16 protein-coding genes are annotated in these 20,074 nt (G+C 63.3%); 4 read left to right on the top strand and 12 right to left on the bottom strand.

Annotated features, from left to right (window positions below):
- Positions 1–23: 23 nt before the first annotated feature.
- The 12 genes from ACOOEX_RS13350 to ACOOEX_RS13295 form a co-directional block, all read right to left on the bottom strand.
- Positions 24–3,614, bottom strand: a complete 3,591-nt coding sequence (locus ACOOEX_RS13350; protein ID WP_420395291.1) for a hydantoinase B/oxoprolinase family protein — start codon at positions 3,612–3,614, stop codon at positions 24–26.
- A 65-nt stretch (positions 3,615–3,679) separates the two neighbouring features.
- The gene (locus tag ACOOEX_RS13345; protein ID WP_420395290.1) at positions 3,680–4,963 is read right to left on the bottom strand and encodes a TRAP transporter large permease; all 1,284 of its coding nucleotides are present in this window, start codon (positions 4,961–4,963) and stop codon (positions 3,680–3,682) included.
- Positions 4,960–5,508: a TRAP transporter small permease subunit gene (locus ACOOEX_RS13340; protein ID WP_420395289.1), complete on the bottom strand. Its 549-nt coding sequence runs from the start codon at positions 5,506–5,508 to the stop codon at positions 4,960–4,962. The genes ACOOEX_RS13345 and ACOOEX_RS13340 overlap by 4 nt, the downstream gene beginning before the upstream one ends.
- A gap of 28 nt (positions 5,509–5,536) precedes the next feature.
- Positions 5,537–6,571: a TRAP transporter substrate-binding protein gene (locus ACOOEX_RS13335; protein WP_420395288.1), complete on the bottom strand. Its 1,035-nt coding sequence runs from the start codon at positions 6,569–6,571 to the stop codon at positions 5,537–5,539.
- 21 nt (positions 6,572–6,592) lie between these two features.
- Positions 6,593–7,417, bottom strand: coding sequence for a putative hydro-lyase (locus ACOOEX_RS13330; RefSeq protein ID WP_420395287.1), 825 nt, complete (start codon positions 7,415–7,417; stop codon positions 6,593–6,595).
- 89 nt (positions 7,418–7,506) lie between these two features.
- Positions 7,507–8,400, bottom strand: coding sequence for a LysR family transcriptional regulator (locus tag ACOOEX_RS13325; RefSeq protein ID WP_420395286.1), 894 nt, complete (start codon positions 8,398–8,400; stop codon positions 7,507–7,509).
- A 78-nt stretch (positions 8,401–8,478) separates the two neighbouring features.
- Positions 8,479–9,114, bottom strand: coding sequence for a DUF3726 domain-containing protein (locus ACOOEX_RS13320; RefSeq protein ID WP_420395285.1), 636 nt, complete (start codon positions 9,112–9,114; stop codon positions 8,479–8,481).
- The gene (locus ACOOEX_RS13315) at positions 9,111–10,805 is read right to left on the bottom strand and encodes a hypothetical protein (RefSeq protein WP_420395284.1); all 1,695 of its coding nucleotides are present in this window, start codon (positions 10,803–10,805) and stop codon (positions 9,111–9,113) included. Before ACOOEX_RS13315 ends, ACOOEX_RS13320 begins: the two co-directional genes overlap by 4 nt.
- A 70-nt stretch (positions 10,806–10,875) precedes the next feature.
- Complete coding sequence (locus ACOOEX_RS13310; RefSeq protein ID WP_420395283.1) at positions 10,876–12,423, bottom strand: BCCT family transporter; 1,548 nt, start codon at positions 12,421–12,423, stop codon at positions 10,876–10,878.
- A 71-nt stretch (positions 12,424–12,494) separates the two neighbouring features.
- Positions 12,495–13,472: a membrane dipeptidase gene (locus ACOOEX_RS13305; RefSeq protein ID WP_420395282.1), complete on the bottom strand. Its 978-nt coding sequence runs from the start codon at positions 13,470–13,472 to the stop codon at positions 12,495–12,497.
- A complete protein-coding gene (locus ACOOEX_RS13300; protein ID WP_420395281.1) occupies positions 13,469–14,920 on the bottom strand; it encodes an aldehyde dehydrogenase family protein in 1,452 nt (483 codons plus the stop codon). The genes ACOOEX_RS13305 and ACOOEX_RS13300 overlap by 4 nt, the downstream gene beginning before the upstream one ends.
- A 103-nt stretch (positions 14,921–15,023) precedes the next feature.
- Entirely contained in the window at positions 15,024–15,905 is an 882-nt protein-coding gene (locus tag ACOOEX_RS13295) for a LysR family transcriptional regulator (protein ID WP_420395280.1), read from the bottom strand.
- A 116-nt stretch (positions 15,906–16,021) separates the two neighbouring features.
- Here ACOOEX_RS13295 and ACOOEX_RS13290 point away from each other — a divergent pair, with 116 nt between their 5' ends.
- The 4 genes from ACOOEX_RS13290 (at position 16,022) to ACOOEX_RS13275 (ending at position 20,036) form a co-directional block, all read left to right on the top strand.
- On the top strand, positions 16,022–16,396 hold the full coding sequence (locus ACOOEX_RS13290; RefSeq protein ID WP_420395279.1) for a RidA family protein: 375 nt from the start codon (positions 16,022–16,024) through the stop codon (positions 16,394–16,396).
- A gap of 284 nt (positions 16,397–16,680) precedes the next feature.
- Positions 16,681–17,691 (top strand): hypothetical protein, encoded by a 1,011-nt coding sequence (locus tag ACOOEX_RS13285; RefSeq protein WP_420395278.1) that lies wholly within the window; start codon positions 16,681–16,683, stop codon positions 17,689–17,691.
- Between the two features lie 229 nt (positions 17,692–17,920).
- Positions 17,921–19,018, top strand: a complete 1,098-nt coding sequence (locus ACOOEX_RS13280) for a hypothetical protein (protein ID WP_420395277.1) — start codon at positions 17,921–17,923, stop codon at positions 19,016–19,018.
- Positions 19,011–20,036: a site-specific integrase gene (locus ACOOEX_RS13275; RefSeq protein WP_420395276.1), complete on the top strand. Its 1,026-nt coding sequence runs from the start codon at positions 19,011–19,013 to the stop codon at positions 20,034–20,036. Before ACOOEX_RS13280 ends, ACOOEX_RS13275 begins: the two co-directional genes overlap by 8 nt.
- Positions 20,037–20,074: the final 38 nt, after the last annotated feature.

Below are 20,074 nucleotides of genomic sequence, written 5' to 3'. Positions count from 1 at the left end.
GTCTTTCCCCGGCCCCTTTTGTGTCAGGCGCGACCGTATCCGCCCCCGCCGGGGGTCTGCATGAGGAAGATGTCACCGGGCTGCATCTGGGCCTGATCATTGCCCTCCAGCCGCTCGACCCGACCATCAGCCTGCTCCACCGCGTTGCGCCCGCAGCGTCCCGGTTCACCTCCGTGGGCTCCGTGCGGCGGCACCTGCCGGTGCGAGGACAGGACTGTTACCGTCATTTCCTCCAGGAACCTCAGCCGCCGAGTGATGCCGTTACCGCCGTGCCAGCGCCCAGCGCCGCCTGATCCCTGACGGATCGAGAACTCCTCGACCCTCACCGGAAAGCGGGTTTCCAGCACCTCGGGGTCGGTCATGCGGGTGTTGGTCATGTGGCTGTGCACGGCGCTGGCCCCGTCAAATCCTTTCCCCGCACCGGTCCCGCCGCAGATGGTTTCGTAATTCTGGAACCGGTCATTGCCATAGACGAAGTTGTTCATCGTGCCCTGGCTTCCCGCGATCACCCCAAGCGCACCGTAAAGCGCGTCGGCGATGGACTGGCTGACCTCGGTATTGCCGGAAATCACCGCCGCAGGCGGGCGCGGGTTGATCATGCTGCCTTCCGGCACGCGGATGTCGATAGGCTTCAGGCAGCCCTCGTTCATCGGGATGTCGGCCCCCACAAGCGTGCGGAAGACGTAGAGCACCACCGCCCGGCAGATCGACAGCGGCGCGTTGTAGTTCAGCCGGTCCTGGGGTGAGGTGCCGGTGAAATCCACCACCGCGCTGCGGCTGTCATGGTCCACCGTGATCGCCACCTCGATCTGCGCGCCGCTGTCCATCTTGTAGGTGAACTGGCTGTCTTTCAGAACATCCAGCACCCGGCGCACGCTTTCCTCCGCGTTGTCCTGCACATGGCCCATATAGGCCTGCACGACCGCCAGCCCGAATTGCCGGGTGATCTTCTGCAACTCTGCCACGCCGGTCGCGTTGGCGGCGATCTGCGCGGCGAGGTCGGCCATGTTCTCGTCGATATTGCGGCAGGGGTAGGGGCCGGAGGCGAGCAGGGCGCGCGTTTCCGCCTCTCGCAGCTGGCCCCGGTCCACCAGCAGGACATTGTCGATCAGGACGCCCTCTTCCTCGATATGGGTGCTGTCGGGCGGGGCGGAGCCTGGGGTTTTACCACCGATATCGGCATGGTGCCCGCGAGAGGCGGTGAGGAAGATGATCTTCTCTCCTGCGTCGTCGAACACAGGCGTGATGACGGTCACATCCGGCAGGTGGGTGCCGCCGTTGAAGGGGTTATTCATCATGAACACGTCGCCGGGGCGGATTTGGCCCGCATTCTCGCGCAAGACAGTGCGGACGCTTTCACTCATCGACCCCAGATGCACGGGGACATGGGGGGCGTTGGCGACCAGATCGCCCTGCGCATCAAAGATCGCGCAGGAGAAATCGTAGCGTTCCTTGATGTTTACCGAATAGGCGGTGTTGGCCAGCGTCGCGCCCATCTGGTCGGCGATGGACATGAAGAGGTTGTTGAAAACCTCCAGCATCACCGGATCGACGCATGTCCCAATGGCCTCCTGCCGGTTCAGCGCCACCACCCGGCGCAGGACCATGGCCCCACCGGCCAGCCCCTCGGCCTGCCAACCCGGTTCCACCACATTGGTGCCGGTCGGATCGACGATGATGGCGGGGCCGGTCAGCGTGTCGCCCGTGCGCAAGCTGGCGCGGTCGATCAGGGGGACGTCCCGCCACGCACTCTGGCAGTACATGCGGGCGTTGTCCTGTTGCGCGGGTGGGTCATTGGCGTCCGGCAGGGTCACCGCTTCACCGGTTTCGCCGACGGCCTCGGCGGTCAGAAGGTCGATGATCAGCCCGTCATAGTCTGGAACAAAGCCGAAGCGCTGCTGATGCGCGGCGTCGAACCCCTCGCGCATCTCTTGCGGGGGACCAAAGGGCACGGTCAGGGTCTGGTGTGACCCCGGCGTGCGGATATGGGCGGTTTCGACCACGGTGATGCGGTCTGCCGGGATGCCTTGCCGCGCGACCTCGTCCCGTGCGTCTGCCCCGATCCGGTCCAGCGCCGCGCGCGCCTCCGGGTCATCCGTCAGTGGCCGCGCCAGTTGGTGTTCCCGGATCGCCCGGATATCGGCCAGCCCCATGCCGAAGGCCGACAGGACGCCCGCGAAGGGATGGATATAGATGCTCTCCATCCCCAGCACATCGGCCACCTGGCAGGCATGCTGCCCGCCCGCGCCGCCAAAGCAGTTCATGGTGTAGCGCGTCACGTCATAGCCGCGCTGGACGCTGATCTTCTTGATCGCATTGGCCATGTTTTCGACGGCAATGCGCAGGAAGCCCTCGGCCAGTTCTTCAGGGCTTTTCGGGGTCTCGCCGGTTTCCTCGGCGATCTGCGCGGCCATGGCTTCGAACCCTGCACGGGCGGCATTCACATCCAGAGGTTCATCGCCGCCCGGACCAAAAACGGAAGGAAAGCGGTCGGGCTGGATCTTGCCAAGCACCACGTTGCAATCGGTCACCGCCAGCGGCCCTCCCCGCCGGTAAGACGCAGGCCCCGGATTAGCGCCGGCGCTTTCGGGGCCAACCTGCATGCGGCCCTGCGCGAAAGACAGGATCGAGCCGCCGCCAGCAGCCACCGTATGAATGCTCATCATCGGGGCGCGCATTCGGACGCCCGCAACCTCGGTCTCGAACGACCGCTCATAGTCACCTGCATAGTGGCAGACATCCGTGGACGTGCCGCCCATGTCGAAGCCGATCAGCTTGTCGAACCCGGCCTCCTCCGCCGTGCGCACCATGCCGACGACTCCGCCCGCAGGGCCCGAAAGGATCGCGTCCTTGCCTTGAAACAGTCGCGCATCCGTCAGCCCGCCATTTGACTGCATGAACATCAGCGACCGGCAGCCGCCCTTTGCAGCCCCAAGCGCATCGCTGACCTGCTGCACATAGCGGCGCAGAATGGGCGACAGATAGGCGTCAACGACCGTTGTATCGCCGCGCGACACCAGCTTGATCAACGGGCTGACCTCGTGGGAGAGCGAGACTTGCGTGAACCCCGCCGCGCGGGCCATGGCGCCGATCTGGCGTTCATGATCCGGGTAGCGGTAGCCATGCATCAGGGCCACGGCGACGGAGCGATAGCCCTCGGCATAGGCATCGCGCAGCGCGGCCTCGACCGAGGCGGTGTCGAGCGGGGTGATGACTTCGCCATCCGCAGACATACGCTCACCCACCTCAACGGCCTCTTCATAAAGAAGTTCCGGCAACTCGATCTTCAGATCAAACAGGCGCGGGCGGTTCTGGTAGCCGATCCGCAGCAGATCGCGCATCCCTTCGGTGATCAACAGCAGCGTCCGGTCGCCCTTGCGTTCCAAGAGCGCGTTGGTGGCCACGGTGGTGCCCATCTTGACCGCGTCAATCGCGCCTTCGGGGATAGCGGTTTCAGCCCCAAGCCCCATCAGGTCCCGAATGCCCTGCACGGCGGCATCGCGATAGCGCTCGGGTTTCTCGGACAGCAGCTTATGTGTGACCAACCCGCCCTCTGGCGTGCGTGCGACGATGTCGGTGAAGGTGCCGCCACGGTCGACCCAGAATTGCCACATGAGACAGATCTCCTCTGTTTGCCGGGCTGTGCCCGGCAGCGTTTTTCGTCAGAAAGGGAAAGGGGTTATTGCAGAACGGCCGGCAGCCAGAGCGCGATACCGGGGATCGCGATCAGCGCCGCGACCATGGCCAGCATCGCCAGCACGTAAGGGATCGCGCCCAACATCACCTCACTCATCTTCCCTGATTTCCGCGCGCCTTGCACCACGTAGAGGTTGAGGCCCACGGGCGGGGTGATCAGCGCCATCTCGATTAGCACGATCATCAGGATACCGAACCAGATCGGGTCATAACCCTGCGCCACGACCAGCGGCACGATGATCGGGATCGTCACCACCATCAGCGAGAGCGTCTCGATAAAGAAGCCGAGCACAATGTAGATGCAGACCACGACGAAGATGGTCATCAGTGGTGACAGGCCGAGCCCGTCGAGGAAGCCGGAGAGTTCTGCCGCCAGACCTGCCGAGGCCAGCGTGAAGTTCAGGAAGGACGCACCGATGACCACGAGCATGATCATCGAGGTGATCTTGACGGTGCCCATGACGGCCTCTGCCAGCATTCCGATGGTCACGCGGCTGAAGATGGCGGCGATCAGCAGCGCCCCGGCGACGCCCACGGCGGCGGCTTCGGTCGGGGTGGCCCAGCCTTTGTAGATCGAACCGATGATGATGGTGAAGAGCAGCACAATGGGGATCAGTTGCAGCAATGCGCGCAGCATCTCGGGGAAGGGGAAGACCCGGCGCTGCCCCCCCAGATCGGGCCGGATCGCGCAGATGATAGCGGTGATCGCCAGAAACCCCAGGGCCAGCAGGATGCCGGGCATCAGCCCCGCAAGGAAGAGTTGCGGGATCGAGGTCTGCGTCAGGAAGCCGTAGACAATGAGGTTGATCGAGGGCGGGATCATGATGCCAAGCGTGCCGCCCGCGGCAATAGCGCCGGAGAAGAGCTTGGGGTCGTATCCCAGCTTTTCGGCCTGTGGCATGGCGACTGTCGCCACGGTCGCGGCGGTGGCAACGGATGACCCTGAGGTGGCTGAGAACATGGTGGCCGTCGCCACATTGGCATGAACCAGACCGCCCGGCATCCAGGACACCCACCGGTCAAGCGCCGCATAGGTGCGCGCCGCGATGCCGCTGCGCACGAGGATTTCGCCAAGCAGCACGAAGAACGGAATGGCGATGAGCGTGGCGTTGTTCGAAGTGGACCATACGAGGTTGCCAAGCCCGCGCATCAGCGGGAAGGGGCTAAAGAAGATATCGGTTCCAAAGCCCAGAAGGAACAGCACGATACCCACGGGGATCGACAGCGACAGCATCGCCAGCAGGCCGATGGAGACATAAGTGATCACAGCACTGCCTCCTCTTCGCCAAACGCCCCGATGGCGGCCTCGGACTGGCTGAATTCCCCTTTGGCGACCAGCAAGAGTGCCGCCAGGAAGGTCATCCAGGAGACGATGGCGAACCAGACCCACCCGGCGAACCACGGCCCCTGCACCAGCCAGAGCGGTGTTTCCAGCGGCGTGTTGGCGCGGGACATGTTGGCGATGGAGCGGTCCAGCACCGGCCAGCAGCGCAGGGCGATCAGTGTCACGGTGCCCGCCATGGTCAGCATGGCGAAAAGATCGAACAGCGACCGTCCAAGGGCACCCACGCGCCCCCGGAGAATGTCGATGCGGACATGGGCCAGTTCCAGCAGGGCATAGCCCATGCCCCAGGACGTCACGATGGCCATGACATACCCACTGATTTCGTCGGTGCCGCCGAAGGACGCCCCCAATTTGCGCAACCCGATATCCAGCAGCACGAAAACCGCGCAGAGGAACAGCACAAGGCCGATTGCCATGGCCACCCAACGGTTGAGGCGGCGCAGGAGGGAGAGAATGGACTGGGCCATCTGGGGGCGCTCCTTCAGCGGTCCGGGGTCAGTTGACGGGAACCGTCACGCCAACAGTGGCGCCAATGCTTTCGTTCCAGCGGGTTGCCCATTCGCTGCCTGCGCGCTCGGCCCAATCGGGCAGCACTTCGCTGACAAGGATGTCACGGGCACGGTCGAAATCGGCCTCCGAGACCTCGACAAGGATCATGTCGCGCGCCTCACCTGCCGGGCATTCGCCATTGCCGGTCAGGCAGGCGATATCGTTGACAAGGGCATCCTGTGCAACGGCCCAAGCCGGGTCTTCGAAACCGGTGGCGATCTCGGCCTCAATCAGCGCCTGCGTGTCGGCATCCATGGCGTTCCAACGGTCGAGATTGATCGCGGTCACGACCGAGTCCCAGCCACCAAGCGGGATCGGCAGAAGGTGGGTGGACACCTCCCACCAGCCGGCGGAGTAGCCCGATCCTGCACCTGTCACCGCACAATCCACGACGCCGCGCTGCAGGGCGCCGGGCACCTCGGAGAAGGAGACATTGACGCCTTCCGCGCCAAGCGCCTCCAGGAATTTCGCGGTCATCCGGCCTGAGGCGCGGATTTGCAGACCGGCGAGGTCATCGAGGCTGTTGATCTCGGCATTACAGAACACGACCTGCGGCGGATAGGGCGCGATGGCCAGTACGTGGCTGTTGAAGCGGTTATTGTAGATGTCCTCGACCATCGGGCGGGCCGCATCGACCATGGCGCGGGCCTCGTCTGCGGTCATCGCCAGCAGCGGCACGTCCAGACCTTCCAGCTCCGGCGCGTCGGCGACGGCGTAGTCGGCGACGGTCATGGCCACGTCGTAGACCCCGTCCCCAAGCAGGCGATAGACGTCGCCCACGCCCAGGTTCATCTGGTTATGGGTGGTCAGCGCCACGTTGATCTCTCCACCCGACGCGGCGGGCAGGGTTTCGGTCCAGAAGGGTGCCTCGAACTGGTTGTGCAGCGGCAGGCTGGACCAGCTGCCAACGACCGACAGATCCTCGGCTAGGGCCGGGGATGCAGCCAGAACGGCGGCGGTGATGGCGATTGTCTTTTTCATCTCGTCTCTCCTTGTTGGATGTTAGCTGTTTTGTTCTGGGGAAATCACCGGGAATTCCGCGTCGTCGGGCACATCGGTGATCAGCATGTGGCCCGGTTTATGGGTGATGCAGAGCGGCAGTTTCGCGCGGGTGACAGCCACTTGCGGGGTCACGCCACAGGCCCAGAAGGTCGGGACATGGCCCGGCGGCACCGGGGCAGGGTCGCCCCATTCAGGGCGGGACACATCCGCGATGCCGATCTTCGCCGGATCGCCCCAATGAACCGGCGCACCATGGCCGAGCGGGTAGCGGCCCGAGACTTCGATGGTTCGTTCCAGCTGATCTTCGGGAATCGCGCGCATGCTGACCACCATGGCCCCGCCGAACGGGCCAGCGGGCACGGTTTGAACGGAGGAGCGGAACATCGGTACGGTGCGGTCATTGTCGATATGCCACATCGCGATGCCCTCGGCCTGCAGCGCCTGTTCAAAGGTGAAGGAACAGCCAAGGGCAAAGCCGACGAGGTCATCGGTCCAGATATCCGAGATATCGGTGGCGGACCCGCTGAGTTGCCCGTCGCGATAGATGTTATAGGCGGGAACATCCGTCCGAAGATCCAGATCATGGCCGAGCGTAGTCATCATCGGGTCGCCGGTGTCGGAGACGCCCACAAGCGGACAGGGCTTGGTGTTTCGTTGGCAGAACCGCATGAAATCGAGCGCATAGGCCTCTGGCATGATGGCGAGATTGGCCTGAAGAAATCCGCCGCCCAGACCGGCCGTATGGGAGGTATAGTCGCCCGCCCGGATCGCGCCCCGAACCTCCGGCAGGGGTTTGTGTTTCAGCAGGCCATGAGTCGTTTTCAAGGTCGGGTCCTCCGGTTGGGAGGAGTATCGAAAGCCAATCCGATAAGATCAAATTGAATGATTTTTGAAATAGTGATTATGAATTTCAATCACCCTGCAAAGTCCCGCGCCACGTCCTGCGCGATATGCGCGGCGGTTTCGACGATGTGGCTCTTGGGTTCGCCCAGGAATGACGCGGAAAAGCGCAAGGGGCTTGGCACCCAACCGGGGTCGAACTCGCGAATGCGACCAGCCGCGACCATCGGCGTGCCGAGTGTGCGGGGCAGGGCGGCCACACCCAGGCCCGCCTCGACCAAACGGAAGCAGGCCGACAAGGACGAAGAAGGAAAGGTCGAAACCTGCGGCCCGACCCGTGCGGCCAGTTCCGCCTTCAGTTCCCGGAAGGGGCGCGTGTTGCGGGCATAGGTGATCACCGGTTTCAGCAGAAATCCGGCGGGGCCTTCCGGGGGATCAGCGGACCCCGCCGCGCAGTACCAGGCAAGGTCAAAGGCGGGCAGGTCCACATTGTCGACGGAATATTCCGAAATCGGGCCAAGCAGGATGGCCAGGTCAATTTCCCGGTTCAGCAGGTCGGCGCGCAGGTTCATCGAGATATCCACGTTGATCTCGATATCGAGCGTCGGATAGCGGTGGTGCAGCGCGGCAACGAATTCCGGCAGCCAGCATTGGGCGATGGTCTCGGATACGCCAAGGCGCAGGTGGCCCTCAACGCCCGCCGGGTCCATCACGTCGCGTCCGACCCGCTCGGCCAGTTGCTCCATCTGTTCGGCATATTGCACCAAAAGATCACCGCGCTTGGTCAGGCGAACGCCGTTGGCGGTGCGCTCGAACAGCTCGGCCCCAAGCGATGCCTCAAGGTTCTTGATGCGCGTCGTGACCGCCGGTTGGGTGATGTTCAGGACCTCGGCCGCCTTGCGGATGCCCCCCATGCGCACAACGGCAAGGAAGGTGTGCAGCTGGTCAAGGTTCAGTCGGGCTTTCATGATGCGATTGCCTGCGTGGGGCCGGGGGTGGCCCGACCCTAAGGCCGGGTCACCCTGCTTGGCAATGCAAGGCGCGCGTCAGTCGTTGTCGGTCAGCCCCGCGCCAGCCCCGGCAAGGCGGCTTTCCTCGGTCGCAGGCGCATAGGTGCGATGCGCGAAGGCATTAAGCGCGGCCACGGTTTCCGCCGTACAGTCAGATCGCAACCCTTCGGAGACAGGTTGACCGGCGGGCTGTGGATCGAGTTCGACCGTTACGGTGGATGACCCCGTGCCGATTGCCCCTGTAGACCCGCTTAAAGTGCCATCCGCCGCAAGCGTCACAGTCCCGCCGTCTTGGGAAAGCCCGACCGGCTGCCCCCGCGCCTCTGCCATCCAGGCGAGGAACGGCAGCAGCAGCAGGGGGGTGCCCAGGTCTGCAAGGGAAAGCGGGTCAGTGCGTTGCCCGGCAAGCCCGTCGGCCAGCATCGTGCCCGCAAGGATCGGGCAGGCGGTGCCACAGGGGGCGGTCCAGCTTTCGGCATCGGGGGTGAAGGTGCCGAGGTCTTGACCGTCCATTTGCTTCAGGTGGTCAGCCAGAGCCTGAGCACCCGGCAGGCCCCGCGCCTCCAGCCAGCGCACGGCGCGGCCTGCCTCTTCTGCCAGCCCCCAGGAATATCCCGCGCCACGGGCGGCCTTGCGGGACAGGGCTTCGATCTCGTTCAGGGACCATGTCATTGGGCGGCCTCCTCTGCCGAGGGGAAGGTCCAGTCATCGGCTTCGCCCGCTGCCAGATCAGCAGGGAAGGGGGCGTGCTGGAACATGTTGATGCGCACCCAACGGTCCGAGCGTGGATCGAAATGCACCGCTCCGAAAAAGGCCAGCTTGGCGCGCAAGAGGTCGATCGGCAGAAGCCCTGCACCGATGGTGTTGTCGCGGATCTCGGCATAGGGAAAGCGCGCCGCAATCTGCGCACGACGGGCGATGTGGCGGTGTTCAGGGTGGTCCATGAGGAAGCGGGCGACAGTCCCGGCATCGCTGACCAGCAGATCGGCATGCATCCGCGCGGCATCGCGACCGGGGCAAAGCGGCAGTTCATAGGGCTCCACCGGTTCGGCGTAGCGGTCGCCAAGCCGCGGCTCCAGCTTCTCCTCGGAAGTGTACCAGACATTTTCCTGCGCGGCCTGTTCCGTCCAGTCGATGGTCAGCGCGAAGCCGTACACATCTTCCACATGGGCGCGGAACTCATCGAGCGGCATGGTGCCGTCGATCCGCGTCGGCGCGGTTTCATCGGCGGCCATGCATTGCGCCAATTCGTCCACCAGATCGCCATGTGGCTCCAGCAGCAGCGAGACAAGCTGTTCCTGGCCTTCGAGGGTCAGGTTCGCCTCTCCCCATTGCCACAGCGCGTTCCACGGCTGCGGTCCGGTCAGATCGGTCTCAGCCAGATGGGTTACAAGCGCATCCATGTCGCGGCGCAGATCGGCCAGCTTGCGTTGCTGGATCGGATGTTCGGAATGCCAGTCCTGCGCATTGATCTGGGCGCGGCGGGTGAAACTGCGCACCGCCTCGGCCGTGCCGGGCAGCGCCGAGGGCAGCGAGCGGACACGCGCCAGCGCCTCCTCCCGCGCGGCGATCCAGTTGTTCAGCAGGACCGGATGATTGATCAGATAGGGCGCCATGCCAAGCCCGGTGGAGTTGCCAATCCCGAAACGGCGACGCAGCGCGGGGGCCAGCGGAACGGCGGTGTCGGGGCTGCGCACTCGGGCCATATGCTCGACAAGGTCCATCACGAAGGCGCGGGTCAGGAAGACGCTCAGCATTTCGATCTGGAAGGGGGCGTGGAATTCGGGTCGGTCGGCGGTCTTCTCACGATCCGCCGCGCCCAGTTTGCCGGAGCCATAGACGGCGGTCGTGCGCATCAGATAGCCCACATCGGCCACACGGGCCTCATCGGGCTGCTGGCCTGCGGCCAAAGCCTCGACCACATGATCCCAGAGCCGCACAGACCGGTTTGCGCGGCTGACCGAAAGGGAATTGTCATCGACCCGGCCCGCCTCCTGCAGAGGAATATTGGCGCGCAGGCGCTCGATCTCTGCCCGGACCGGGATGCCGTCATAGAGCGTAAAGGTCGCGTCCCATTCGGTGGCAATCACCCGGTCCGATCGTTTCTCGGGCGGCAGATCATTGGCGAAGGCGACCAGCGAATAGCTGTGATTGGGGCCATGGGCGGTATAGACGGCGTGGCCGACGCCCTTGGTGTCCACCTCGAATTCACGACGCTCGAACCGCCAGTTCTCGGCCTTCAGGCGGCGCAGCAGCATCCGCATGAAGGACAGGCGGCACTGGTGGAAGGACCCCATGCGCGCCAGGGTCATCACCGTGTTCGGGTCGCGCGGGGCGATGGTGTCGGTGTCTGTCTGGGTCATATGGGGTCCTCCTTCCCGTGGGTGGTTATTGTGTGGCGGTCCCAATGCTTCGGGGCCGCCGGTCGTTTCATCAGCTGCGCCCCTTGGCCAGCGTGATCCGGATCGCGTCCCAGAGCGAGGGCAGCAGCACCAGCGACACCGGCACGGCGGTGACGACGATGAAGCTTTGCAGTTTCCCGATGCTGCCCGACCCGGTGTAGATCAGGATCAGCGCCATCACCCCCATGGCCACGCCCCAGAAGACGCGGACGGGCAAGGCGGGTTTGTCCTCGTTCGACATGGCGACCGAGATCACATAGGTCATCGAGTCCCCCGTGGTGGCCACGAAGACCGTGGTCAGGATCAGGAACAGGACCGAGACGATGAAGCCCATGGGCAGTTGCTGGGTAATGGCCAGCAGGGCTGCGGGCAGGTTGAAGCCCTCGAATGCGGTCGAAACGGAACCGGGGGTTTCCAACTCGAACCACAGCCCGGTGCCGCCCACGATGGTGAACCAGAAGTTGGTCACGATGGGGGCCACGATGGCCAGCATGATCACGATCGACCGAATCGACCGGCCCCGGCTGACACGGGCGATGAACATCGCCATCAGCGGCCCGTAGCCCAGGAACCAGCCCCAGAAGAACACCGTCCACCAGCCAAGCCAGCCCGCCTCTCCGAACAGTCCTGCGTCACCGCGATGCATCGCCATCGGGATGAAGTCGGTGATGTAGGTGGTGAAGCCGCCAAAGAAGCTGGAAAAGATGAAGCCCGTGGGGCCCGCGATCAGCATGAAGGCCAGAAGAATGCCTGCCAGGATCACGTTGAAGCGGCTGAGAATCTGGATGCCCTTGGACAGGCCCGACGTCGCCGACACGGTATAAAGCGCGACGAGGCCAAGGATCACCACGGCCTGGGTGGCGAAGCTGTCGGGGATGCCGAAAAGCGCGTTCAGCCCATAGCTGACCTGCAGGCCAAGAAAGCCAATAGGTCCAACGGTGCCCGCCACGACCGCGATGATGCAGGAGGCATCGGCAATCAGCCCAATGGGGCCATTGATCGCACGATCACCAAAGAGCGGGTAAAGCAGCGTGCGCGGGGCCAGCGGCAGGCCCTTTTCATAGTGGTAATGCATCAGCATGACCGTGGTCAGGGCGCCCAGAATGGCCCAGGCCAGAAAGCCCCAATGCATGAAGGACTGGGCCATGGCAGGGGCCACATCGGCCGCCGTGCCGCCCTCGCCGCCGAAATGGGGCGGGGAATAGAGGAAATGCGCCATCGGCTCGGCTGCGGCCCAGAACACGCCGCCGCCCGCCAGAAGCGTGCACATGATCATCGCGCCCCACTGGAAGACGGGGAACTCGGGCGTGGTCAGGCCGCCCATCAGGGCTTTGCCGCCGGGAAGGACAACCAGCACAAGGCCGATCACGAACGTGGCGAGCAAGAGGATCTGCCAGTAAAGCCCGAACAGGCGGGCCGACCAGGCAAAGCCGGTATCGACAAGGCTCGACAACAGGTCGAGGTCGAAAAGCGCGATCAGGCAGAAGATCGCGATAAAGCCGCCGGTGATGATGAAGAGCGGCTTGTTGATATGCCCCAACCCGCTGCTGGCGGTCTGTGGAGCGGTTGCGTCGGTCATTCTGTCCTCCCTCGCGAATAACCTGGGGTGCCTTTGCCACGAAGCGCGCGGCGCGGGCGCAGTCCGGCCGGTCAGGCCGGGGTGAAGTTTTCCTTGAAGAACCGGTGCCAGTTGCCGCCCATCAGGCCCGCGACCTCCTCGTCGCTGAAGCCCTTTGCGCGAAGGCCCGCTTCGATATTTCCGAAATCGCGGTTGTCGCCGAACCAGTCGGGCATGGGCGGGAAACCGGGCGCAGATGCGCTGCCCTCGCCATAGTCGATCTCCTTGGTCCAGCGGCCCACGCGCATCCATTCCACGATACTGTCGGGCTGGTCCTGGCAGAGGTCCGACCCGATGCCGAAATGCTCCACTCCGAACTTTTCCGCAGCCTCCGCCACCATGGAACAGAAGCTGTCCACCGTGCAGGCGGACTTGTCCTTGAGGTGATGGGGATAGAGCGAGAAGCCCATCATGCCACCGTTTTCGGTGACGGCCCGCACCACGTCATCGCGCTTGTTGCGCAGCGCCGGCTGCCAGCTGTGCAGGTTGGCATGGGTGATCGTGATGGGCCGGGTGCTGATCTCGGCCGCCTCGATGGTGGACCGGTCGGCGCTGTGGCTCATGTCGACCACCAGCCCCACGCGGTTCATCTCCTTGATGACCTGCTTGCCCATGCGGGTGAGGCCGGGGTCTTCCGCCTCGTAACAGCCCGTCGCCAGCAGCGACTGGTTGTTATAGCTGAGCTGCATGAACCGCGCACCAAGCTTGTGCCAGACCTCGACCAGCCCGATATCGTCTTCGATAGGGCTGGGGTTCTGGAAGCCGAAGAAAATCGCCGTGCGCCCGGTTTCGCGGGCCTTTTCCACATCGCTGGCCCATTCCCCGTGAAAGATCAGGTCCGGAAACTGCTCGAACCAGCGGTTCCACTTCTCCACGTTCAGCACCGTCTCGCGGAAATTCTCGTGATAGGCGATGGTGACATGGACCGCGTCCACGCCACCTTCGCGCATCTGGCGGAAGATCTTTTCCGACCAGTTGGCATATTGCAGGCAGTCGATCCGATAGGTCATTCCGGCGACCCCGCAGAGATATAGGCGGTCTTCACGGTGGTGTAGAACTCTGCCGCCGTGCGGCCCTGTTCACGGGGGCCGTAGCTGCTGTCGCCGCGCCCGCCAAAGGGCACGTGGTAATCGGTGCCGGCCGTGGGCAGGTTGACGGTGACAACGCCGGTGCGCGCATTGCGGCGGAAATGGGTGGCCCGCGCGATAGAGCGGGTGACGATGCCCGAGGTCAGGCCGAAATTCGTGTCGTTGACCGTGGCCAGTGCCTCGTCATAGCTGCCCACCTTGATGACGGAGGTCAGCGGCGCGAACATCTCCTCTCGGTTGATGCGCATGTCGTTGGTGGTGTTCAGGAACACGCCGGGGGACATGTAGAAGCCCTCGGTCTCCATGTTCAGGCGCAGACCGCCGCAGGCCAGTTCCGCACCTTCGGATTTGCCCAGATCCACATAGGCGAGGTTTTCGTCCAGCTGCTGCTGACTGACCACCGGCCCCATCTGGGTGCCCTCTGCCAGAGCGTGACCCACTTTCATCGCCTGCGCGCCAGCGACCAGCTTTTCCACGAACGCATCATGAATGCCTTCATGCACCACCAGCCGCGAGGACGCGGTGCATTTCTGACCGGTACCGCCAAAGGCGCCGCCAAGGGCCAGCGTCACGGCCAGATCGAGGTCAGCGTCATCCATCACGGCAAGCGCGTTCTTTGACCCCATCTCGGCCTGGATCTTGGTGAAGTTCTGCACGGCGGCCATGGCGATGCCGCGCCCGACGGGCACCGAGCCGGTGAAGGAGATCGCGTTCACGCGCGGGCTTTCCACCAGCCGCTGGCCCACGTCGCGGCCTGCGCCCATGACGAGGTTGAAAAGGCCCTTCGGGATGTCCTGGCGGCTGATGATCTCGGTCAGGGCGACGGCACTGGCAGGGGTCGCGTTGGCGGGTTTCCAGATCACCGCGTTGCCATAGCAAAGCGCAGGCGCGATCTTCCAGCTGGCGGTGGCGGTCGGGAAGTTCCAGGGGGAAATGACGGCCACGACGCCCACAGGTTCCCGTCGCACATCGATTTCAACGCCGGCACGGACAGAGTCGGCATTCTCACCCAGTTGCCGTAGGCATTCAGCGGCGTAATAGGTGAAGAACTGCCCGGCGCGATAGACCTCGCCCTTGCCCTCGGCCAGCGGCTTGCCCTCTTCGCGGGACAGCAGCGTGCCCAGTTCCTCGGCCCGCGCCATCAGCTCATTGCCGATATTCATCAGGACGGCCTGCTTGCGTTCCATCCCGTAAGCGGCCCATTCGGCCTGCGCGCGGGTGGCGGCGTCCAGCGCGTCATCGAGCTGCGTAGCGCTCGCCTGGGTGAACATCCCAACGAGGTCGCTCAGATCCGACGGATTGCGGTTCTCGATCTCGGAAATCCCCGACACCCATTCCCCGGCGATATAATTCAGCTTTGTCTCGGTCATCTGGCGGTCCTCTTTCTGCGCGCGTGTCAACAGCGGCAGAGGGCCACAGAGCGGAGATTCAGGCAAACGCAAAGAAATTGAATTTGCTTCAGCAATGCTGAACTTAGTGATCCACGCCCGTGATCCGCGCCAGTCGGATCGATTCCACCAGCGCCCGCGCGGCAGGGGTCAGCATCTGCCTTGGCTGGGTGATCAACCAGACCTCTCGCCGTGCCCTGACATTGGCCAGCGGCAGAAAGGCCAGATCGGTGAATTCGGGCAGCACCACCAGCCGGGGCAGCACGGTGATGCCCACACCCGCCTTGACCAGCCCCAGAAGCGAGGCGGTATTGCGCACCATCAGCCGGGCGCCGTCGAGGATGGGGGCAAACCCTTCGTCCCGGATCTGGCTGCACAGGCCATTGGCGATGAAGTCGATCCCCTCCAGATCCGACCATGTCAGCTGGTCCCAGTCTTTTGCCAGCGGATGGTCGCGGCGGCAAATCACGCCGAACCGGTCGGAAAACAGCGGGCGGCAGTCGAACCCCTGAAGCGCGCCGATGCTGGCCAGACCGATATCGGCCCGCTCTGCCTGCAAATCCTGGTGCACGGCGGCGGAATCCATGTCGGCCATGTCGATGCGCACATTCGGGTGGTCCTGAAGGAAGCGATGCAGGATCGGCGGCAGAACCGATTGCGCCAGCGACGGCGTGACCGACAGCCGGACAAAGCCAAGCTCTGCCCGAGACAGCCCCTCGATGGTGGAGACCGTGCGGTCGAAGTGGTCCAGCTCTCGCCGGGCCTCGTTGTGAATCAGCTGGCCAAGTGGCGTCAGGCGCGATTTGCGGGCCGTTTCGAAGAGCGGCGCGCCGATATGGTCCTCGAACTGCTTGAGCATCATCGACACGGCAGAGGGCGTGCGCCCCAGAATCGCCGCCGCATCGGCAAGCGAGCCTTGGTCAACCACAGCCCGGAAACAGCGCAGCATTTCGATCTTGATGGACATGGGTCGCTCCGAAATTCAGTTTCCCTGAATTAGATTCCACAAATTTGAGTCTGTTGCAATCCGGGGGAGGGCGCTATGCCTTGCCGCGTTCGAAACGCAACTGGACCTCCCCTCCCATGAACATGATGACCACCCCCGCCGCTCCCGTGACCAAGCTCGGCGGTTCCTCCCGTTTTTCGGCCATTGCCGTGCAGAATGGCCTCGTTCACCTCGCCGGTCAGGTGTCGCAGCTGGAAGATGGCGACATCGCGGCCCAGTCCCGCGACGTCTTCGCCAAGGTCGACGCGCTGCTGGCCGAAGCCGGGGCCGCCCGAGAAAACCTGATCTCGGTCCAGATCTGGCTGCGCGAGATGGAAGACTATGCCGGCATGAACGCGGTGTGGGACGAATGGGTGTCCGACATCACCCCGCCCACGCGCGTTTGCGTCGAGGCCCGCATGGCCAAGCCGCATTACCGCATCGAAGTGCTGGCCCTCGCCGCAATCGGCTAAGTTTCCACCACACTCAAGAATTGCCCCGGCTGGACCCGCTTCAGTCGGGGTTTCGCGTTTCAGGGGTGCAGATAACCATTGCGCGGCACAGTAATTGCACACGTAGCGCGATGTGACTGAGACAGATGATCATGGGAAGAAGTGGCAGCCCGTAGGGTTCTACTCTCACCCATACAAATCAACCGCTTAGGTCTGCTAACCTGTGAAAAACGGCCCCTTGGGGGAAAAACGATATTGCCGCAACCTGCTAACCGCCTCTTCGGCATGAAACCGGGGGATTGGCGATGAGCAAGGTCACGAAGTGCATGGCGTCGGTAGCAATACTCGCCCCGGATGATCCGGCGTTTTCTCAAGCCACGAAACACGCGAACGATGTCGGTGTGGCAGCCAACGCCACTTATTCTGTTGGGGAAGCAGGCATGGCGTGCGACGATGCGGCAACGGTCATAAGCAATAGCGATGACGTGTGTTGCGCAGCAAAGAAAACACCCACCGAACAGTTGCGCCACGATCTCGGATTTCTGACAGCCATGCAGTTGCGGTCCAAGTACCGAGGCGAGGCGAACAGCCATCGCAACATGCTCTCGCGTGAGAGGGTCAAGGGTGCCGTGGTCCACGACAGCTTTCGGAGGTTCTCGGACTTCCTTCAACATGTCGGGCCGAAGCCCACGAAATCAGCCACGCTCGACCGCATCGACAATACCGATCCCGAGTACGCACCGGGCAAGGTGCGGTGGGCTGACAAATACACTCAGAACCGGAACAAAGGGGACAGCCTGGTATTCACCTGCCCGACTAGCGGTCGCAGCTATACGGCAGGGCAACTGGCGAAAAAACAGGGGGTTACAGCTGCCGCAGTTCGTTCTCGCCGTTCTAGGGGCTGGACCGACGCCGAGGTCATCGCAGGGCAACGGAGCGAAGAGGTTCCCCCGCAGACGGTAAGACCACCTGCGATCACGCCTCCGGCCCGCAGGGTGCAAAAGTCCACACAACAGATACTGTTCGAGCGCAACAGGGCAATCATTGAGCACACGAGGCGCGAAGAGGGGGTCGAGCCGTTCATCGCAACCCCCAAAGAGATACAGGAACTCTTCGAAGACGATTTCCCGGACATGCGGGGGGAAGAGTGGCTGCAACGCATGGAGAAGGCATTCGAAAAGAGAAAGCTGCCTCAGTACTGGAAAGAGTACGGGCCGCACATCAACTTCGCCGCGCTACGCCCAGATCAGCAGGCATGGGTTCTACGCATCGACCCGGCACAGGGACAAAAAACGGAACTCGCAGATCGTCTGTAACCCGCTGATCCTACGCGTTTTTGGCGGAGGTCTTGGTGGAAATGTAGGGGGACTTTTTGTCAGAGACATTTTCGCGTGTCTCTGTTGAACCCCTCCACCAGACCGGGGTTTGACCCGCAAAAACAGGTAGTCTGCGGCGTTATCTCCTTCCCTTAGGTGCCCCATCTCATACGCTACTACATGGGTTCCAAGTCATTGATCCTCCTTCCAAAATCGAAGGAGCGATTGGATGACAGAACTCGACCCACTTGACCGTTTCAGAACCGATCTCGTGCGCCATTTTGCGGCCTGCGAACATGTCCCTGAGCGACACCCGATGACAGTTTCGCCTTGGGTGGCGATGTCAGCTCTTCAAAAAGCTGTTCGCAGAGGCCGTACGGACGTAGCGCTGCGTGCTGCTGCGACCCTCCTGCGCGATGCACCGGAGCGGCTCTGGCGCAGGCTCGGCGGCATCGCGTTCGAGGATGTCGGGCTGGGCAGCCTCCCCACCCTTGGCCTGACCATCGCGGCATTGCGGGGCAAACGGTTCCGCCGCGCGGTTGGCGGTGACTGGCCTGTCGGGTCACTGATTGTCAGCGAACTCTGCGCTGCTCGGAAAAGCCGCGCTGCGGACGATCTGTTGATGTCGCTGGAAACGCTCCCGCACCTTGAACCGCAGCGCCGCGAGTTTGCCAGGATGCGCAATTCTCGGCTCCGACTGCTCGCGCTGACAACCGACAATCTACACCATCGCGCCTTGGCTGTGGTGTATCTCCTCGGCACTGACAGACCGGGACATGCGTTGCCCGCACATCGCGGCGAACCCGGTCTGGCTTTTGACCTGCACGACGAGTTGGGGGTGGCTCCAACCACATTGGCGATTTGCCGCGAGGGTCACAAGAAGACGGGCGAGGCGTTGCCGCCACTTGTTGCACTGTTGGCGTTGGAGAACGGCCTTCGCGCTGAAACGACCGATGATCCAGTTCCGCCCGAAGCCCTGATCGGTGATTGTCCGGGCTGGGCGCTGGATATGTTCACCCGCGAAGGCAAGGCCGCGCTGACCCGGTTGCTATCAACAAATGCAGGCATTGCCGGGACGGCATCGGCGTTGATCCCCAAGCCGCAACGGGTCCGTTTCCTCGGGCAGGTGTTGTTCCGGGTGGAAGGCGGCGTTCTTGCCAACCGGGTCGGGGGCGACCTTTCCGACAGGCTACACGCACAGCTCATGTTCGACACGCTGGGCGTTGACCCCCACCACGCGGTTCAGGCGCTGGACCTGATGCGGGGCGACCTGCCGCTCCTCAACCGTATCCGCAAGACCATCATGAAGGAGGCCGACCATGCGTAAGGCGTTTCTAACATCGGATAATTCCCAATTAACGCGGGTTAACAGGGGCACCCTTGAATGCTCCGATGGAGAACAAATTGCAGTTAATTGCACGAACGAAACGGACAACATGGTGCTGATCGAAACTCTGACTGATGAAGCTGCCGATCTTCTCCGTCACAGCCTTTCTGAAAACACAGCGCGGGCCTATCAAGGCGACCTGGACCATTTTCGTGCCTGGGGTGGAGTGGTTCCGGCCACGCCAGCCATGATCTGCGCCTATGTCGGGGATCATGCGGGAAAGCTGGCTGTGGCGACGATCCTCCGCCGTATCTCGATGATCTCGAAGGCGCATGAGGCCGCGAACCTGCCGAACCCCTGTCGAGCCGAGGTCGTGAAGGCCACTTTGCGCGGCTTGAAACGGAAACACGGAAGCGCCCAGCGACAAGCCAAGCCGCTCCCGCGCGATGACCTGTTTCTGGTGATCGACGGCCTCGGCGATACGATCCGGGACCACCGCGACCGGGCGTTGCTGCTGCTCGGGTTCGCAGGCGGATTTCGTCGGTCAGAATTGGTCGGACTGGAGCGCGACGACATCGAAGAGGTTCGGCAGGGTCTCGTTGTCACGCTCCGCCGAAGCAAAACTGACCAAGAAGGTGGAGGTCGCCGTATCGGCATTCCGCACGGTCGCACCCGCCATTGTCCGGTTGCAGCCGTTGAGCGCTGGATCGAGGTTGCGGGGATCGAGACGGGAGCGCTCTTCCGCCCGATCAACCGCCACGGCCATGTGGGGGATACGCCACTGACAGGCGACGCCGTTTCCGTCCTGATCCGCGAACGGCTCAAGGCCACCGGGTTCGACCCGGTGGGCTATTCGGGCCACAGCCTCCGGGCGGGGTTCGCCACCAGCGCGGCACAGGCCGGGGTCTCTACGCTGAAAATCCGTGCCCAAACCGGCCACGCCAGCGACGAGATGCTGAGCCGGTATGTGCGTGAAGGTGAGTTATTCACCGGAAACGCGGCGGGGGCGTTGTTGTAAGTATGGCGTTGACCAGAGTGCTGCCCAAAGCGGCTCGG

Source organism: Nioella sp. (assembly GCF_965215655.1).
In the GTDB taxonomy this organism is placed as follows: domain Bacteria; phylum Pseudomonadota; class Alphaproteobacteria; order Rhodobacterales; family Rhodobacteraceae; genus Nioella.
This window is presented reverse-complemented; position numbering and strand designations above follow the sequence as displayed.

What these genes read in the sequence shown, in the direction of transcription:
- ACOOEX_RS13275 (WP_420395276.1), top strand. Translation starts at nt 19,011, where the DNA reads ATGCGTAAGGCGTTTCTAACATCGGATAATTCCCAATTAACGCGGGTT.
- ACOOEX_RS13290 (WP_420395279.1), top strand. Translation starts at nt 16,022, where the DNA reads ATGAACATGATGACCACCCCCGCCGCTCCCGTGACCAAGCTCGGCGGT.
- ACOOEX_RS13340 (WP_420395289.1), bottom strand. Translation starts at nt 5,508, where the DNA reads ATGGCCCAGTCCATTCTCTCCCTCCTGCGCCGCCTCAACCGTTGGGTG.
- ACOOEX_RS13300 (WP_420395281.1), bottom strand. Translation starts at nt 14,920, where the DNA reads ATGACCGAGACAAAGCTGAATTATATCGCCGGGGAATGGGTGTCGGGG.
- ACOOEX_RS13335 (WP_420395288.1), bottom strand. Translation starts at nt 6,571, where the DNA reads ATGAAAAAGACAATCGCCATCACCGCCGCCGTTCTGGCTGCATCCCCG.
- ACOOEX_RS13350 (WP_420395291.1), bottom strand. Translation starts at nt 3,614, where the DNA reads ATGTGGCAATTCTGGGTCGACCGTGGCGGCACCTTCACCGACATCGTC.
- ACOOEX_RS13280 (WP_420395277.1), top strand. Translation starts at nt 17,921, where the DNA reads ATGACAGAACTCGACCCACTTGACCGTTTCAGAACCGATCTCGTGCGC.
- ACOOEX_RS13320 (WP_420395285.1), bottom strand. Translation starts at nt 9,114, where the DNA reads ATGACATGGTCCCTGAACGAGATCGAAGCCCTGTCCCGCAAGGCCGCC.
- ACOOEX_RS13310 (WP_420395283.1), bottom strand. Translation starts at nt 12,423, where the DNA reads ATGACCGACGCAACCGCTCCACAGACCGCCAGCAGCGGGTTGGGGCAT.
- ACOOEX_RS13295 (WP_420395280.1), bottom strand. Translation starts at nt 15,905, where the DNA reads ATGTCCATCAAGATCGAAATGCTGCGCTGTTTCCGGGCTGTGGTTGAC.
- ACOOEX_RS13325 (WP_420395286.1), bottom strand. Translation starts at nt 8,400, where the DNA reads ATGAAAGCCCGACTGAACCTTGACCAGCTGCACACCTTCCTTGCCGTT.
- ACOOEX_RS13315 (WP_420395284.1), bottom strand. Translation starts at nt 10,805, where the DNA reads ATGACCCAGACAGACACCGACACCATCGCCCCGCGCGACCCGAACACG.
- ACOOEX_RS13305 (WP_420395282.1), bottom strand. Translation starts at nt 13,472, where the DNA reads ATGACCTATCGGATCGACTGCCTGCAATATGCCAACTGGTCGGAAAAG.
- ACOOEX_RS13285 (WP_420395278.1), top strand. Translation starts at nt 16,681, where the DNA reads ATGAGCAAGGTCACGAAGTGCATGGCGTCGGTAGCAATACTCGCCCCG.